The organism is Halopseudomonas pachastrellae (assembly GCF_900114765.1).
GTDB classification, from domain to species: domain Bacteria; phylum Pseudomonadota; class Gammaproteobacteria; order Pseudomonadales; family Pseudomonadaceae; genus Halopseudomonas; species Halopseudomonas pachastrellae.
Genome location: NZ_FOUD01000020.1, coordinates 61763 through 77464, shown reverse-complemented (window position 1 = coordinate 77464; position 15702 = coordinate 61763). Strand labels below are relative to the sequence as shown.

The 15702-nt window shown below is 60.2% G+C and carries 15 protein-coding genes; 9 read left to right on the top strand and 6 right to left on the bottom strand.

Features of this window, described 5'->3' with window-relative positions; genetic code table 11:
- The first annotated feature begins 202 nt into the window (after nucleotides 1-202).
- Nucleotides 203-415, top strand: a complete 213-nt coding sequence (locus BM116_RS15445) for a hypothetical protein (protein ID WP_083727133.1) — start codon at nucleotides 203-205, stop codon at nucleotides 413-415.
- A gap of 20 nt (nucleotides 416-435) precedes the next feature.
- Here BM116_RS15445 and BM116_RS15440 read toward each other — a convergent pair whose 3' ends face one another.
- Both BM116_RS15440 and algB read right to left on the bottom strand, forming a co-directional pair.
- Nucleotides 436-2211 (bottom strand): ATP-binding protein, encoded by a 1776-nt coding sequence (locus BM116_RS15440; RefSeq protein ID WP_083727135.1) that lies wholly within the window; start codon nucleotides 2209-2211, stop codon nucleotides 436-438.
- Nucleotides 2208-3554 carry a sigma-54-dependent response regulator transcription factor AlgB gene (gene algB, locus BM116_RS15435; RefSeq protein WP_083727137.1) on the bottom strand — a complete coding sequence of 449 codons (1347 nt, stop codon included), beginning with the start codon at nucleotides 3552-3554 and terminating at the stop codon, nucleotides 2208-2210. The genes BM116_RS15440 and algB overlap by 4 nt, the downstream gene beginning before the upstream one ends.
- Before the next feature lie 242 nt (nucleotides 3555-3796).
- Between algB and BM116_RS15430 the strand changes: the two genes are divergently transcribed.
- The 4 genes from BM116_RS15430 (at nucleotide 3797) to BM116_RS15420 (ending at nucleotide 5901) form a co-directional block, all read left to right on the top strand.
- On the top strand, nucleotides 3797-4207 hold the full coding sequence (locus tag BM116_RS15430; RefSeq protein WP_083727139.1) for a BON domain-containing protein: 411 nt from the start codon (nucleotides 3797-3799) through the stop codon (nucleotides 4205-4207).
- Between the two features lie 140 nt (nucleotides 4208-4347).
- A complete protein-coding gene (locus tag BM116_RS18900; protein WP_169847272.1) occupies nucleotides 4348-4518 on the top strand; it encodes a hypothetical protein in 171 nt (56 codons plus the stop codon).
- A gap of 40 nt (nucleotides 4519-4558) precedes the next feature.
- Complete coding sequence (locus BM116_RS15425; protein ID WP_235846776.1) at nucleotides 4559-4957, top strand: GNAT family N-acetyltransferase; 399 nt, start codon at nucleotides 4559-4561, stop codon at nucleotides 4955-4957.
- Between the two features lie 227 nt (nucleotides 4958-5184).
- A complete protein-coding gene (locus BM116_RS15420) occupies nucleotides 5185-5901 on the top strand; it encodes a TorF family putative porin (RefSeq protein WP_083727141.1) in 717 nt (238 codons plus the stop codon).
- A gap of 284 nt (nucleotides 5902-6185) precedes the next feature.
- Here the strand turns inward: BM116_RS15420 and dcd are convergent, their stop codons facing one another.
- From dcd to dctP, 3 genes are all read right to left on the bottom strand, one after another.
- On the bottom strand, nucleotides 6186-6752 hold the full coding sequence (gene dcd / locus BM116_RS15415) for a dCTP deaminase (RefSeq protein WP_083727145.1): 567 nt from the start codon (nucleotides 6750-6752) through the stop codon (nucleotides 6186-6188).
- 74 nt (nucleotides 6753-6826) lie between these two features.
- Nucleotides 6827-7918, bottom strand: a complete 1092-nt coding sequence (apbC, locus tag BM116_RS15410; RefSeq protein WP_083727147.1) for an iron-sulfur cluster carrier protein ApbC — start codon at nucleotides 7916-7918, stop codon at nucleotides 6827-6829.
- Nucleotides 7919-8034: 116 nt separating this feature from the next.
- A complete protein-coding gene (gene dctP, locus BM116_RS15405) occupies nucleotides 8035-9186 on the bottom strand; it encodes a TRAP transporter substrate-binding protein DctP (protein ID WP_211276277.1) in 1152 nt (383 codons plus the stop codon).
- 233 nt (nucleotides 9187-9419) lie between these two features.
- On the opposite strand from dctP, the gene BM116_RS15400 reads away from it, so the two are divergent.
- The 3 genes from BM116_RS15400 (at nucleotide 9420) to BM116_RS15390 (ending at nucleotide 13175) form a co-directional block, all read left to right on the top strand.
- On the top strand, nucleotides 9420-10013 hold the full coding sequence (locus BM116_RS15400) for a TRAP transporter small permease (RefSeq protein ID WP_083727149.1): 594 nt from the start codon (nucleotides 9420-9422) through the stop codon (nucleotides 10011-10013).
- 16 nt (nucleotides 10014-10029) lie between these two features.
- On the top strand, nucleotides 10030-11313 hold the full coding sequence (locus tag BM116_RS15395) for a TRAP transporter large permease (RefSeq protein WP_083727151.1): 1284 nt from the start codon (nucleotides 10030-10032) through the stop codon (nucleotides 11311-11313).
- 155 nt (nucleotides 11314-11468) lie between these two features.
- On the top strand, nucleotides 11469-13175 hold the full coding sequence (locus BM116_RS15390) for a methyl-accepting chemotaxis protein (protein ID WP_083727153.1): 1707 nt from the start codon (nucleotides 11469-11471) through the stop codon (nucleotides 13173-13175).
- A 136-nt stretch (nucleotides 13176-13311) separates the two neighbouring features.
- Here the strand turns inward: BM116_RS15390 and BM116_RS15385 are convergent, their stop codons facing one another.
- Nucleotides 13312-13938 carry an alpha/beta family hydrolase gene (locus BM116_RS15385; protein ID WP_083727155.1) on the bottom strand — a complete coding sequence of 209 codons (627 nt, stop codon included), beginning with the start codon at nucleotides 13936-13938 and terminating at the stop codon, nucleotides 13312-13314.
- Between the two features lie 336 nt (nucleotides 13939-14274).
- On the opposite strand from BM116_RS15385, the gene ccoN reads away from it, so the two are divergent.
- Nucleotides 14275-15702 (top strand): cytochrome-c oxidase, cbb3-type subunit I, encoded by a 1428-nt coding sequence (gene ccoN / locus BM116_RS15380; RefSeq protein ID WP_083727157.1) that lies wholly within the window; start codon nucleotides 14275-14277, stop codon nucleotides 15700-15702.

Here is a 15702-nt window from a genome sequence, read left to right as displayed (position 1 = left end):
AAGAGCACATTGTGCCAAAATCGCCAACTCGCAGTAAGCGCCCTCAGCGCCTGCCGCGCATTAGCGGCGATGCGGACGCTGCATTAAAAGGACTCAATCAAGGCGATGCCCCCGCCCTACACCTCAGTGGGCGAGCAAATCAGGACTTATGGCAATTCCGCCAAGTCGCTATACTCGCCACCCCACATCCGGAGAGAGCGCCATGAGCAAGCAAGACGAGCAACGTCTGAACGATGCGAACACCGAGCAACCGGGTACGCCGTCAGCAACCGGTCTCGGCGCCCTCTTTGCTGCAGCCGGCAAGCAGGCCGGTAAAGCCAACGCTCCCAAGCAAGGCAAAGCCGGCTTTGACCCGCACACCAAGCGTGTGCACATGCCGCCCCGCGGCACCCGTCGCTCGATGGGCAAGCGCTGACCAATCAGCGCCTGCCAGCGCTACAACGGCAGAGCGAAATGGAAGCTGGCGCCCTCGCCGGGCCGTGAGGTCACACCAATGTGGCCACCGTGCAACTGCACGACCTCCTTGCACAGCGCCAGGCCAAGGCCGGCCCCGCCCTTCTTGCCGCCCCCCTGAACAAAGGGCTCAAACACACGAATCTGCTGGCTGTAGGGAATACCCTCACCGGTATCGGTGACGGCAAAGAAAATCCGCTTACCATTACGCCGCACCGACACCGTAATGCTGCCGCCCACATCGCTGTGCCGCAACGCGTTGCCTACCAGGTTGTCCAGCACCCGCTCCAGCTGCAGGCGGTCAAGCCGTGCAACCGCCACCTCCTCATCAATCTCTTCGTGCATGCTGATGCCCTGCTTCTGGGCCTGGGCCTCAAAACGTGAAACCACCGCCCGTACCAGCTCACGCGGGTCGCAAGGCTCCAGTTCCAGCTTCTGCAGGCCATTTTGATAGCGCGAAAAGTTGAGCAGGTCGTTGATTAAATCCACCAGCCGGCGCATTTCTTCATCGACGGTGTCGAACAGATCCTGCTCGCGACTGCCCGGCGTGAACTCAAGGCGTTCCTGCAACAGGGCAAAGGCCATGTGCATGCCGGTCACCGGCGTGCGCAGCTCGTGGGAGGCACGCAACACAAACTCCCGCCGTACCCGCTCGAAGGCCCGTTGATCGGTAACATCACGCAGCACCATCACCGCACCCTGCACCCAGCTGTCGTTGCGCACCACCGGGGTCAGGCTGTAGTCCAGCAAGCGCGTCTCACCCGACACCTGAACAGCCAGGTCTTCCTGCTCGCTGCTGAAGGCGTTGCCGGCCAGCACTTCACGCACCTGCTCATCCAGCTCCGGGCGGCCCATGGCCATGCCCAGCGACTGGCCCAGCTCGCGCGCATCCCAGTTGAGCTGGCGCCGGGCAACCGGGTTGAAGTGGTCCACCTCACCGTGCTGATCAAGAATCAACAAGCCATCGTCGATGCTGTCGAGTACCGCCTGCAAACGTCGCTGCTCTGACTGCAGGGCCTCCAGGTCAGTACTCTTGAACTGACGCAGTGCCTCGGCCATGGCACCAAAACGGCGGCTGAGCGCCGCCACCTCGTTGACTGGCGAGAGCGGCAACATCACGTTGAAGTCACCCTGACCAATACGGTCGGCAGCCTGGGCCAGGCTCTCGATCGGGCGACCAAAGCGCTGGGCAATGCTGTGAGCCGTCAACAGGCCCAGCAGCAGCACGGCCAAGCCAATCAGGCCCAGCAGTATGGCAATCAACCAGGCACGCTGGTGGGCTGCGGTTTCAGCGGCTTCGACATATTCGAGGTAACGGCTCTGCACCTCATTGATACGGTCACGCATGGCCGCGACGTTGAGGCTGAGTGTGCTGTCGGAAAGCAGGTCACGGCGCAGCGAGGTCGGACGCTTGAGCACCTGGTCATAGACCGAATACGCTCGCCTGATCTCTTCAATGGCCTGCCGGTCTTCGTCGGTTCTGGCTTGCTCGCCGGCCTCTGTCAGCCACTCCTTGAATATCCGGTCTGACTCCTTGAGCGCGGCAGAATCAAAGTCTTCGGCCAGCAGCATGGTGACCTGACGACCAATTTCCTGTCGCATGCCCATGGTTGCCTTGAGGATGCCGATGTTGCTGGCGACACTCAGACTCTGTGACTGCGTCAGGCTGAGTACGCCAACCATCCCTACCAGCAAGCCGACCAGGGCAACTGTCAGCAGCGCACTGCTGCTGAAAAACAGCTGACTGCGCAGCTTCATAGGCCGAACTGCTTACGCTTGCGATACAGGGTAGAGGCGTCAATCCCCAAGGTACGGGCCGCTTGCTCCAGTGTCGGGCTGGAGGCCAGCACGGCTGCGATATGCGCCTTCTCCAGCTCATCCAGACTCAGGCTTGCGCCCACCCGGGGCGCGGCGTTGTCTTCCGGTTCGGCGCCCAGGCCCAGGTGTGCCACATCCACCCGTTCTTCATTGCAGATGATGCTGGCCCGCTCGATAACGTTACGCAGTTCACGAATGTTGCCGGGCCAGCCGTGGTTGAGCAGCGCGTTCTGGGCGGCTTCGCTGAACCCACGCGCCGGCCGGGCATACTCCTTGACGAAACCGGCCAGAAAGCGATCGGCCAGGGTGAGGATATCGTCGGTACGCTCGCGCAGCGGAGGCAGGGTCAGGGTAATTACATTGAGGCGGTAGAGCAGGTCTTCGCGAAAGCGCCCTTCCTTGGCCATCTCGGTCAGGTCGAGGTTGGTCGCCGCCAGAATGCGCACATCCGCGTGGCGCGTTACCGGGTCGCCGACACGCTCGTATTCCTTGTCTTGAATAAAGCGCAGCAACTTGGGCTGCAGAGTCAGCGGAAAGTCACCGATCTCGTCCAGAAACAGGGTGCCGCCGTCGGCTTGGCTGACACGCCCCAAGGTGCTCTCGCTGGCACCGGTAAAGGCGCCCTTGGTGTGACCGAACAGCTCACTTTCCATCAGCTCGGCATTGAGTGACGGACAGTTGATGGTGACGCACTCCTTCTTGGCCCGGCGGCTCCAGCCGTGAATCAGGCGGGCCAGCTCGCCCTTGCCCGTACCCGATTCACCCAGAATAAGAATGTTGGCGTCGGTGCCGGCTACTTGGCGTGCGGTTTCCAGCACCGTCATCATCGCGGGGCTCTGAGAATCGCCGCTGACGCGGGCCTGGCGCACCTCTTCTTCCAGGGTTTCCAGCCGCGCAGCCATCTGCCGTGCTTCAAGCTGCTTGGCAGCGGACATGCGCAACTGGTCGGGGCTGCAGGGTTTCACCAGATAATCGGCGGCGCCGGCCTGCATGGCGTCGACCGCGGTATCCACTGCCGAATGGGCCGTCACCATGACCACTCGCATCCAGGGCGCGATGGTTCGCATGCGCGCCATCACATCCAGGCCGTTCTCCTCACCCAGGCGCAGGTCCAGAAAGCACAGATCAAACACCTGACTGTGCAAAACAGACTCGGCCTGCATGCCATTACTGGCGGTTGCAACCAGATAACCCTCGTCTTCGAGGCAGTAACGGAAGGTACGCAAAATTGCTGGCTCGTCATCAACCAGCAAGATCCGTCCATTGCTTTGAGTTGCATCCATAAGGGTTGTCTTCTCCGGGCGCTGATCCCACCGCAAGGCAGTCGTGCAAAATGCATGGCCCACCGGGAGGCATCTTGCAAACTGCATGCAAGGCAATCTGCTAAAACTTTATAAGTTATTGATTTTTATTGAATTAAAAACTGGAAAAACCCTGGCACGACGCTTGCTCTAGTACTACTACAAACCAGAAAAAGGCGAGCCACAAGCCAACCTTTATACGGATATTGACTGGAGAAACCGTCATGCGCAGCGCCAAACCCATCGCACTGCTTAGCCTGTCCACCGCCCTGCTCTGCTCACTGTCAATGAGCACCCAGGCACACGAGCCGGCCCTAAGCATGGAGCCACACCAGGCCACGATAGTTCAATCTGCAGACGACAGCAGCATCGTCAGCACTCTGCAGTCACGGTTGACTTGGCATGGTAACACGTCCGGCATCGACATCCGTGTGGACAGCAACGAGGGTGTTGTAAGGCTAAGTGGCGTGGTGCCCGAGCGCGGCGACAAGCGTGTTGCGGTAGCAACCGCCCTGCATACGCCAGGCGTTGTCAGCGTAGACGCGAGTCAACTGCATGTAGGACGGACTCAGACGGTAAACGAAGCGCGCTGGAGAAACCCAACACTCCAAGCCGCCAACCGACTGCAGCTGTAATGCGACAAGAAGGAAAGGAAAAAATCATGCCTCTGGAGCCCAAACCTGCGATTTACTTTCATATAATGGAAGCCACTCGACCTGGAACTTTCGATAACCAGCTAACTGAGCGTTTTACCGCCGTACCGAGGAGATCCCCCATGTACAACTGGGCCATCGCCTTTATTGTCATGTCGCTTGCCGCCGCCGTCTTTGCCCTGGGTGGCTTTGGCGCCCCCTACGACCAGTTGGGCGCACTGCTTAGCCCGCTGTTTCTGGCGCTGTCTGTGGTGTCTGCCGTAATGGGCAAGCGCACTCGCCACCGCCAGTAGCACCCCGTTGACGGCATCAGCGGACACGACGCTCCCGACATTGCAGCAGTTGCCCCGCGAGCTGCTGCCACTGGCCAACCGCTTCTACCGCAGCCACCATCGCAGCATGAAGGCTAATGGCCAACAGCAGATTTGGGTGCTGCGCACCCCCGACATCTGCGCCTGCCTGTGCCTGCAACCCGTTGAAACGGGTCACTGGCTGACCGCCTTACTTGTGGCACCTTCACTTCGCACCAAGGGTTTAGGCAGCCAGCTGCTAAGACAGGTACGCGGTGAAGTCGCCGGCCCCATATGGCTGTTTTGCGCCCCGCCCCTTACCTCCTTTTACCAGCGCAGCGGCTTTGAACCTACTGCGCAGCTACCTGAATCACTCAGCTCGCGCCTGCAGCGCTATCAGCGCAGCAAGTCGCTGGTAGCCCTTGTGAGCCTGCCGAACTAAGCCATTTCGGCCCCACAGTGGCAGCCTGCCACCAAATGCACCACTGGCCCTTAAACTGCGCACCACAAAAGTGCGCAAGCAACGTAACCACCTGCCCCTGAACGACCACCACTCACGAAAAAACAACGTAAGTAATTGATTTAAATAAAAAATAAAAAACTGGCAAGCTAAATGCTATGTGAGCAATGCCAACGCACTTAAATCAAAAACCTACGGGGTATTACGTGATGATGAAGAAAATCGCAGTTGCCGTTGCTACCGCCAGCACGCTCTCTTTTGCAAACATGGCACACGCCGAAGCCTTTGACACCGCCATGGGCGAGTTTGACGTCAGCATGACTGCCACCCTGGCAACCGACTACATCTGGCGCGGCCAGTCGCAAACCGACGGCGCCGGCGCCATCCAGGGCAGCCTGGATATCGCTCACGAAAGCGGCCTGTACATTGGCGCCTGGGCATCCAACGTCGACTCCACCGACTTTGGCGGCTCCAGCGTCGAGATCGACTACTACGCCGGTTACGGCGGAAGCATCACCGACGACATCAGCTACGACCTGTCCTGGACTACTTATACCTACCCGGGGAACAGCTCCATCGATGTTGAAGAAGCTCTGGCCAGCCTGAGCCTGTATGGCTTCACCGTTGGCGCCAAGTACGCTTACGACCCTTTCAGCGCGCTGTACACCTACGTAGGTTATGACTTTGCTCTGCCGTACGACGTGGGTCTGGGCTTGCACTACGGTCTGACCGACACCAAAGATCCGCTGAACGGTGTTGATGGTGACGAAGAATACGGCGACTGGGCCGTCACCCTGAGCAAAACTGTTCTGGGTCTGGACGTAGCTCTGATGTACAGCGACACCGACCTGGGCAACGACTGCCCTTACACCAGCCAGGATTCCTGTGACTCCAACGTCACCCTGTCGGTCTCCAAAACCCTGTAATACCCAGCCCGGGCTAGCACCTCCCCATCAGGAGCTGTGCCCGGGTTGCTGTTCCGTCAGCATTGCACCGCCCCTTTCGCGCTGTTCCACGGCAGCTCGAAAGCGGCGGTTTTTTTCTTGTTCGCAACAGTTCGGGAGCTGCTTCAGGGCAGCGCTTTACTGAGCACACTGATTGCGAGGGCTACCCAGGCTGAGGTGCGCGGGCACGCCTTTGGCTTTATCCGCCCGGACAAGACACAAAAAACCGGCCATAGGCCGGTTTTTTCGACATGCGTTCTTGCTGCTCAGGCGCGCGGCAAAGTAACGCCGCGCTGGCCCTGATACTTGCCACCGCGATCACGGTAGGAAGTTTCGCAAGACTCGTCGGATTCAAAGAACAGCATCTGAGCCACACCCTCATTGGCGTAGATCTTGGCCGGCAGGTTGGTGGTGTTGGAGAACTCCAGGGTCACATGCCCTTCCCATTCCGGCTCCAGCGGCGTGACGTTGACGATGATGCCGCAACGCGCGTAGGTGCTCTTGCCCAGGCAAATGGTCAACACATTGCGCGGAATGCGGAAGTACTCGACGGTGCGGGCAAGCGCGAAGGAGTTCGGCGGGATGATGCAAACATCACTTTGAATGTCGACAAAGCTCTTGTCGTCAAAGTTTTTCGGGTCAACGATCGCCGAGTGGATATTGGTGAATACCTTGAACTCGTCGGCGCAGCGCACATCGTAGCCATAGCTCGACACCCCGTAGGAAATGACACGCTCGCCCTCGGCACCGCGAATCTGGCGCTCGACAAAGGGTTCGATCATCCCCTGTTCCTGGGACATGGTGCGGATCCAGCGGTCGGATTTGATGCTCATGGCGGGTCCTGAGTGATGTGTACGAAAACGAGCCAGCATGTTACCGGGTTATAGGCAATGACAAAAGACCGCCATCAGTCGTCGCTGATGCTGATCTGCGGCATGTCACCGCCACCGTTCAAGGCAACAATCCGCGCAGCGGCGTGACGGGCCATATCCTGATAGACCATGCTGATCTGGCACTCCGGCTCGGCAACCACCGTCGGCTTGCCGCCATCGGCCTGCTCTCGGATCATCATTGACAGAGGCATGGAGCCGAGCAGCTCGACATTGTATTGCGCCGCCAGGCGCTCACCGCCGCCCTCGCCGAACAGGTGTTCGGCATGCCCGCAGTTGGAGCAAATGTGAATGGCCATATTCTCCACCACCCCCAGCACCGGAATGTTCACCTTCTCGAACATGCCGATGCCCTTCTTGGCATCCAGCAGTGCCAGATCCTGCGGCGTGGTGACGATCACCGCGCCCGTTACCGGCACCTTCTGGGCCAGCGTGAGCTGAATGTCGCCGGTGCCCGGCGGCATGTCTACCACCAGGTAGTCCAGATCATCCCAGGCGGTCTGCGTCAGCAATTGCATCAACGCACCGGACACCATCGGGCCACGCCAGACCACCGGCGTGTTGTCATCCACCAGAAAGGCCATGGACATGACCTGAATGCCGTGGGCGCGCGGTGGCACAAACCACTTGCCCTCGCGGGTTTCCGGTCGCGTGCCTTCGGGCAGGCCCAGCATCAGGCCCATGCTGGGGCCATAAATGTCGGCATCCAGCACACCGACCGTGGCGCCCTCTCGCGCCAGGGCCAGGGCCAGGTTGGCAGCCGTAGTGGACTTACCCACCCCACCCTTGCCAGAGGCCACAGCTATCACGTTCTTGACGTTGGCCAGTGCCGCGACCTGCCCCTGCACCGCGCCCGCTTCGATCTCGCAGCGCACGCTGACCTTGGCCGAGGTCACGCCATCAACATTCTCCACCGCCATTTGCAGCATCTGCGCAATGCCGCCCACCAGGCTACCGGCCGCATACCCAAGCACCAGCTCCGCTTCAACCTGCCCGCCGCTGATCTCCAAACGGCGCAGGCAGCCACAACTCAGCAGGTCGGTTTTCAGGTAGGGGTCCTGGTATTGAGCCAGAGCCTGTTCAACGGCAGCACGATCTAGGGTCGACATGACGGAGTTCCGAACAAGATAAAGAGGACGCTATGCTACCGAGCAGCACAGCCCAACGCAAAGCGGCCCGCCGGTAGGCCGGCGGGCCGCTGCTTACAACGTGGTGACGCGATGGATCAGGCGGCGTCGGCTTGCGGCTCGGCGTCGGCCTCTTCAGCCTCCTCGCTCGACTCCTGTTCAGCCGGGGCCACCTTGGCGGCATCGGCCTGCTCAACCTGCTCGATCAGGGTGTTCATCAGGCGAGTACCGCGCTCACCCACCATCTCGGCGAACACGTCGCGCACCGGCAGACTGCGCTCGCGGAAGGCTTCACGCTCTTCGGCGGTGAGGTACACCAGCTCGATGTCGCTGTTCTCGGTGATGATATCCAGACGCTCGGTGTTCAGGCGGGTCTGCACGTCGTGAATCCACGGCACCAGCTCAACCACCGCTTCTTCAACAACGTCCTTGCGCTCCTGACTCAGGCCGTCATACCACTCGCTGTTAGCCATAAAGGTGGCAATAAACTGCGCCTGATTGGCAAAGATCAGGTAGTCCTGAACCTTATAGAAGTCCATCTCCTGGTGAGCAAATACCGGCTGGATGTTGCCGTCCAGCTGACCCAGCTGCATGCCGCTGAACAGCTCGCCGTATTCCATGGTGGTCGGGTCGGCGCCGTAGGCGCTGTAGGTTTCGCGCAGCAGGCGGTTGTCCATGGTGCGGATCGCCATGCCATCAAAATCCTCAGGGGTGCGGACCGCCTTGTTGGCACTCCAGACCTGCCAGCCTTCCGGCACGATGGCGAGCGGCTGCAAGCCGCGATCCCGGTAGGAGGCAACCAGATCCTCGTTCTTGCGGAAGGCCGGGTCGTTGAGGATCTCGGTGTTGGTCTTCTCGTCATCGGTCAGCACAAAGTTCAGGCTGAACAGCTGCGACTCGGGGACGGTACCGCCCAGAAAGCCGGAGCCGAAGGCAAACTGCACTGCACCGGACTGCACCTGATCGTAGATATCGGTCAGGCCGCCCAACTGGCCGTAGGGGTACAGTTTGACCTCAACCGCGCCGTCCGTCTTTTCCTTGATCAGCTCGGCGAACTTGGCGCCGTATTCGTATTGCACGCTGCCATCAATCTCTTCCAGGGCAAAACCCCATGTTTCGGTTTCGACTTCGGCAGCCGCGGTCGGCTCCTCCGCTGCAGGGGTGGTATTCGATGCCGTCGGTTCCTCCTCGGACCCGCACGCTGCGAGCATGATTGCTGCTGCACCAATACATCCATTGCGCCAATTCATGGAACACTCCTTATCAACTGTTCTGGATTCCTCACGAACCTTAACACAGCAGAACCGCATGTCCACGCCGTGCAAAAGGCTTTTATATGAGTTAAGGTCAAAAAAGGCGCCGAAACTACGGACCAGATCGCACTCTGACTGCAGCGTCCAAATTACGACGTTTGCAGAACCAGTCAGCGTAATTGAGGTCCGATCGGTCAGCCCGGAGACGACAGCCACACAGGACACATTGCATGCCCCAGCCAGCCGAGCCGTCGGCAAGCCACACGAGCGGCTCCTTGCTGCTACGTCTGCTGGGCGCGGTAGACCGCGTTACCGAGTGGGTAGAAAAAATCATTCTGGGCAGCAGCGTGCTGTTTCTGGCCGGACTGCTGATCGTGCACGTTCTGGGCAGGCAACTGTTCGGCAACGGTGTCACCGGTCAGGTTGAGCTCACCCAGATAAGCCTGGTCATCATGACCTTCTCGGGGCTCGGCTTCGCTGTGCGGCGCGCGCGCCACATCAGCATGTCCGCCTTCTCCGACCAGCTCAGCGGCACGCCGCGCAAGGCGCTGATCATCTTCATTGCCCTGGGCACCGCCGCCCTGATGTTCTATCTGGCCTGGCACGCTGGCGACTATGTCCTCAGCATCCATGACCGTGGCCGCACCTCCTCCGCCCTGCAGATTCCGCTGTGGATTCCCTACCTCGCGGCCCCCGTCGGCTTTGTGCTGGCCGGCATCCAGTTTGTGCTCACCGCCGTGCGCAACCTGACCTCACGCGAGACCTACCGCTCCTTCTCCGAGAAGGACGAATACGACGCCATTCCAGACGACGGCGCGCTCTGACCAAGGCTACGGACCCATGCTTACCCTGACCTTCATTATCATGATCGTGCTGCTGGCATTGGGCTTTCCAATGATGGTGCCGCTATTGGTGGCCGCCTTGATGCTGCTGTTCCTCGTCATTGATCTCGGTAACGTCAGCCTGCTGATGGGCCAGATGATCAGCGGCGTGCAATCCTGGGCACTGGCGGCGGTACCGCTGTTCATCTTCGCCGCCGACCTGATGACCCGCGGCCATACGGCCAACCGCCTGCTGGATCTGGTACAAAGTTTTGTCGGCCACCTGCGTGGCGGCCTGCCGATCACCACAGCCGCCAGCTGCACGCTGTTTGGTGCGGTATCCGGCTCTACCCAGGCAACGGTGGTTGCCATGGGTGGGCCGATGCGTCCAAAGCTGCTGGAGAAAGGCTACTCGGACAAATTCAGCATTGCCCTAATCATCAACGCCAGTGACATTGCCCTGCTGATTCCGCCGAGCATCGGCATGATCATTTACGGGGTGATCTCCGGCTCTTCGATTGGCGATCTGTTTATCGCCGGCATTCTCCCCGGCCTGCTGATTCTGCTGCTGTTCTCTATCTATTGCTGGGTTGCCTCCATTCGCATGGGCATCGCGCCGGAGCCCAAAAGCGATTGGGCTACGCGCCTGCTGGCCCTGCGCAAGGCGCTGCTGCCGCTCGGCTTTCCGCTGGTCGTGGTTGGCGGCATCTACGGTGGCCTGTTCAGCCCGACCGAAGCGGCCGCCATTGCGGTGCTTTACGCGCTGATTCTGGAGGTTGTCATCCTGCGCGCAGTGAAGCTGCGCGAGTTGTGGGATGTGGCACTGTCTACCGGGCTGATCACCGCCGTGGTGTTCATCCTGGTAGCCGCTGGCAACGCCTTTACCTACGCGATCTCCTTTGCCGGTATTCCGCAGGCCATCCTCGACCCGGTGATTGCCAGCATCGGCGATAACCAAACAGCAGTACTGGCCCTGATCGCCGTGTCGTTTTTCATCGGCTGCATGTTCGTTGACCCCATCGTGGTCATCCTCATCCTCACACCGCTGTTCAAACCAGCGGTCGAAGCCGCCGGCCTGGACCCGGTGCACGTTGGTGTTATCGTCACCCTGCAGGCTGCCATCGGCTCGGCAACGCCCCCCTTTGGCTGCGACATCTTTACCGCCATGGCGATCTTCCGCCGACCCTACTTTGATGTCATTCGCGGCACACCGCCCTTCATATTCATCCTGCTGATAGCCACAGTGTTGCTGATACTCTTTCCCGAGATATCGCTATGGCTGCCTTCGCTCGCCCAAGACTGATTACAAAACGCCATCAAATATGACATTTTTGCCCTATCGAATTCTCGAGTCAGCGCCGATATTCTGACCGTTAACGGACTATTTGCTTTTTTGCCTCAACCCATCAGGGAAGCCCATACCGTTACATCAACAAATAACGCGCCCAGGAGGCACCCATGATGTCAGAGCAACACGCCAAGGCGCTTGCGCCCGCAGCCAAGCCCGTCCTCGCTCGCGGCCGACTCGCCCTTGCCGGACTGATCATCTGCGAACTCTTTCTATTTGCTGCCATCCTGCTCAGCACAACTGGGGCTCTGTTCTGGGCAGCGCTCGTCATGCTGGTCCCGACACTGGCCTTTACCTGGCAACTGCAAGGCGGAGCCGGCAGCAGCAACGCGCTGGAAGCCAGCCTGCAACGCGTCAACGGCCAGCAGATAGATCTGCGCCTGGGTAATGAAAAACACAGCGATGACCCCACCGTTCAGGAGTACGTCAAACTCAATGAGCGCCTGCGCGCCATCATGCTGGAGCTGCAGGAAAATAGCCTGGGCACGGCGCTGGCCTCTGCCAACAGCCGCCTGCTGGCAGAACAGGCAGCGCGCGACGCGCAAAGCCAGCAGCAGGTCTCCGAGTTGATCTTCCATGCCAGCGAGCAAACTACCAGCGCGCTGCAGGATATCTCCCATCGCGCTACCGGCGTCACCGAAGTCAACACCCGTAACCTGGAGGTAGCCCGCCAGTCTCGTGAGCAAATGAGCGATGCGCGCAGCAAGATGCAGCAGATCAGCAACGCCATGGGCGGCTTCAAGGACAACGTCAGCGCCCTGAACGACACCTCGGCCAAGATTCGCGACATCCTCACCACCGTGCAGGACTTCTCCGCGCAGACCAACATGCTGGCTCTCAATGCCGCCATTGAAGCCGCCCGCGCCGGCGAGCAGGGTCGCGGCTTTGCCGTAGTAGCCGATGAGGTGCGCAACCTGTCGTTCAAGGTCGGCAACGCCGCCGAGCAGATCAGCCAACTGATGGGCCAGATGAGCGACGCGATGGCCGGCGCAGACGCTCAGACCCTCGGTATTCTGGAACAAACCGAAGCGACTGGTGTGGCCGTCAGCAGCGCAGCCGATCAGTTCGATGCCATGGTCGACGACTTCCAGCGCGCCAACGACGATCTGCTGATGGTCAGCAGCGCCCTTGAGGAGCTGACCGCCACCAACGCCGAAACCCTGCAGCACGGCGGCGAGATTCGTGACCTGAGCCTGACCATCAGTCAACACATGGCCTCCACCCACACCCAGGCCAACGCGCTGCGGGACAAGACCAACCTGACGCTGCGCTCACTGGCCGGTTTCCGCCTGGGCGAAGGCCAGCTTGAAGCCGTGACCGAAGTGCTGATGGCACGGCGCAAGGAAATCGAGAAACGCCTGGACGCTTTGGCCGACAGTGGTGTTGACCTGTTTGATCAAAACTATACGCCGGTGGCCAATACCAACCCGCCCAAGCACGACGTGCGCTGGGCCGACGCCTTTATCGACCGCATTCGGCCACTGCTCGACGAGTGGGACAAGGGCGGCCAGGACGGTATCGTTTACACCGCTGCGGTCAACGAGCGCGGCTATCTGCCGACCAGCCGCAGCGCCTCCTCCCAACCACCCACCGGTGACCGGCGCGTTGATGCCGCGCGCAGCAACTACAAGCGGTTTGCGGTGTCCAGCGACACCGACCTGCGCATGATGGCCAGCTGCACTTACCTCAATCTGGGTACCTTTGTGCTGCCCGGCACCACCACCGTGGTGTTCGTGCTCTATGTGCCGATCTTCGTCAAAGGCCGCCGCTGGGGGACGATGTCTTCCGCGATTGCACCGGCGGCACTGGGGCTCTGAGGGTCGCCGCTGTGCGGCGAGCTGCAAGCTGCAAGCTGCAAGCTGCAAGCTGCAAGCAAGACAGTTTGGGCTTTTTGCTTTTTGCTTTTTGCTTTTAGCTTGAGGCTTCTAGCTTCTAGCTTCTAGCTTCTAGCTTCTAGCTTCTAGCCAAAGCCTGCACCATAAACGCCGCCGCTACCCCCGCCGCTTCCTCTATCAGCATCTGCTGAGTCCGTCCGCTGGCTTTCAGCGGGCGGAAGTCGTGCTCACCGCTATCCAGCCAGTGCAACTGCAGCGCGGGGGCCAGCGGATAGGCCGCGACCTCCTCCGGCTTGCCAAAGGGGTCGCGGGTGCCCTGTACAATCAGCCCCGGGCAGCCGATCTGCTGCAGATGTTCAATACGGGTACGCTCGGGCTTGCCGGGCGGGTGAAACGGATAGCCAAAGCAGATAAAGCCTGCCGCGCCCACCTCTGCAGCGAGCTGACTGGCCACGCGCGCGCCCATCGACTTGCCGGCCAGAAACAAAGGCCCGGAGATCTCTGCGGCCAGTTCGCGCATGCATTGCTCCAGCACCGGCATCGGGTTGGGTGGGCGCTTGCGGCCATCCTCCCGGCGCGCCGCCATATAGGGAAACTCAAAGCGCACCACCTTGATCCCCCGGGTCGACAGCGCCGCCGCCAGCTGCGTCATAAACGGGCTGTCCATCGGCGCGCCGGCGCCATGGGCCAGCAGCAGCGTTGCTCTGGGCTCGCCGGCTGGCTGGTCGGTCAGCACTGATTGCATAACACCTTCCTTTATATAGATCCGTACGCTGCGACACGATGTCACATAAACTGCGCCCTGCAGCACCTTCACATAACCCTGGTAGAGGGCTAGTCTGAACCCTGTCCCGACGTTTGTCTCTCCGACGCGCTAGCGGTGAAGCTATCTCGGGCAACCACCCTGGTGGGGCCATGGCGAGCAGGCCATACAAGAGCAAAATTCTCGCCGTTTCAAGCCTTTGAAGGGCTTTGCGACGCATCCCGACACTGACCTATGTCATTGCAATGCGCGCGGGCTTTCCTCATACTTGCCAGCGCTTTAAACCCAATAAACCAACTGCTATCCGTGGAATCTCGCATGAGCACAGCTACCACTCCGACAGCCTATAACTATAAGGTGGTACGCCAGTTCGCCGTCATGACGGTGGTCTGGGGTATCGTGGGCATGGCCATGGGCGTCTTTATTGCGTCCCAACTGGTCTGGCCTGAACTGAACTTTGGCTTGCCGTGGACTACCTTCGGACGTCTGCGTCCGTTGCACACTAACGCGGTCATCTTCGCCTTTGGCGGATGTGCCCTGTTCGCTACCTCCTACTATGTGGTCCAGCGCACGACGCAGGCCCGCCTGGTCTCCGATGGCCTCGCTGCTTTCACCTTCTGGGGTTGGCAAGCGGTTATCGTTCTCGCGGCGATCACTCTGCCCATGGGCCTGACCAGCAGCAAGGAATACGCTGAGCTGGAATGGCCAATCGACATCCTGATCGCGGTTGTGTGGGTGAGCTACGCGCTGGTGTTCTTCGGCACCATCATGAAGCGTAAGATGAAGCACATCTACGTGGGCAACTGGTTCTTCGGTGGCTTTATCATCACCGTTGCGGTACTGCACATCGTCAACAGCATGGCGATGCCGGTTACCCTGACCAAGTCCTACTCGATGTACTCCGGTGCCACCGATGCGATGGTGCAATGGTGGTACGGCCACAACGCAGTTGGTTTCTTCCTGACCGCCGGCTTCCTTGGCATGATGTACTACTTCGTACCCAAGCAGGCTGAGCGTCCGATCTATTCCTATCGCCTGTCCATCGTGCACTTCTGGGCGCTGATCGCCATCTACATCTGGGCCGGTCCGCACCACCTGCACTACACCGCTCTGCCTGACTGGGCTCAGTCCCTGGGTATGGTGATGTCCCTGATCCTGCTGGCACCCTCCTGGGGCGGCATGATCAACGGCATGATGACCCTGTCCGGCGCCTGGCACAAACTGCGTACCGACCCGATCCTGCGCTTCCTGGTTGTCGCGCTGGCGTTCTACGGCATGTCCACCTTCGAAGGTCCAATGATGGCCATCAAGACCGTGAACGCGCTGTCCCACTACACCGACTGGACCATTGGTCACGTACACGCTGGTGCTCTGGGCTGGGTTGCCATGATCTCCATCGGTTCGCTGTACCACCTGATCCCGAAAGTGTTCGGTCGTGAAGCCATGTACAGCACTGCGCTGATCAATGCTCACTTCTGGCTGGCGACTATCGGCACCGTGCTGTACATCGTGGCCATGTGGGTCAACGGCATCACTCAGGGCCTGATGTGGCGCGCAGTCAACGTTGACGGCACCCCGACCTACTCCTTCGTCGAGGCGCTGGAAGCCAGCCACCCGGGCTTCATCGTCCGTGCAATCGGCGGTGCCTTCTTCCTGCTCGGCATGTTGCTGATGGCTTACAACGTATGGCGCACCGTGCGCCACAGCAAAGCAGCTCAACTCGAAGCTGCGGCCCAGACTGCCTGA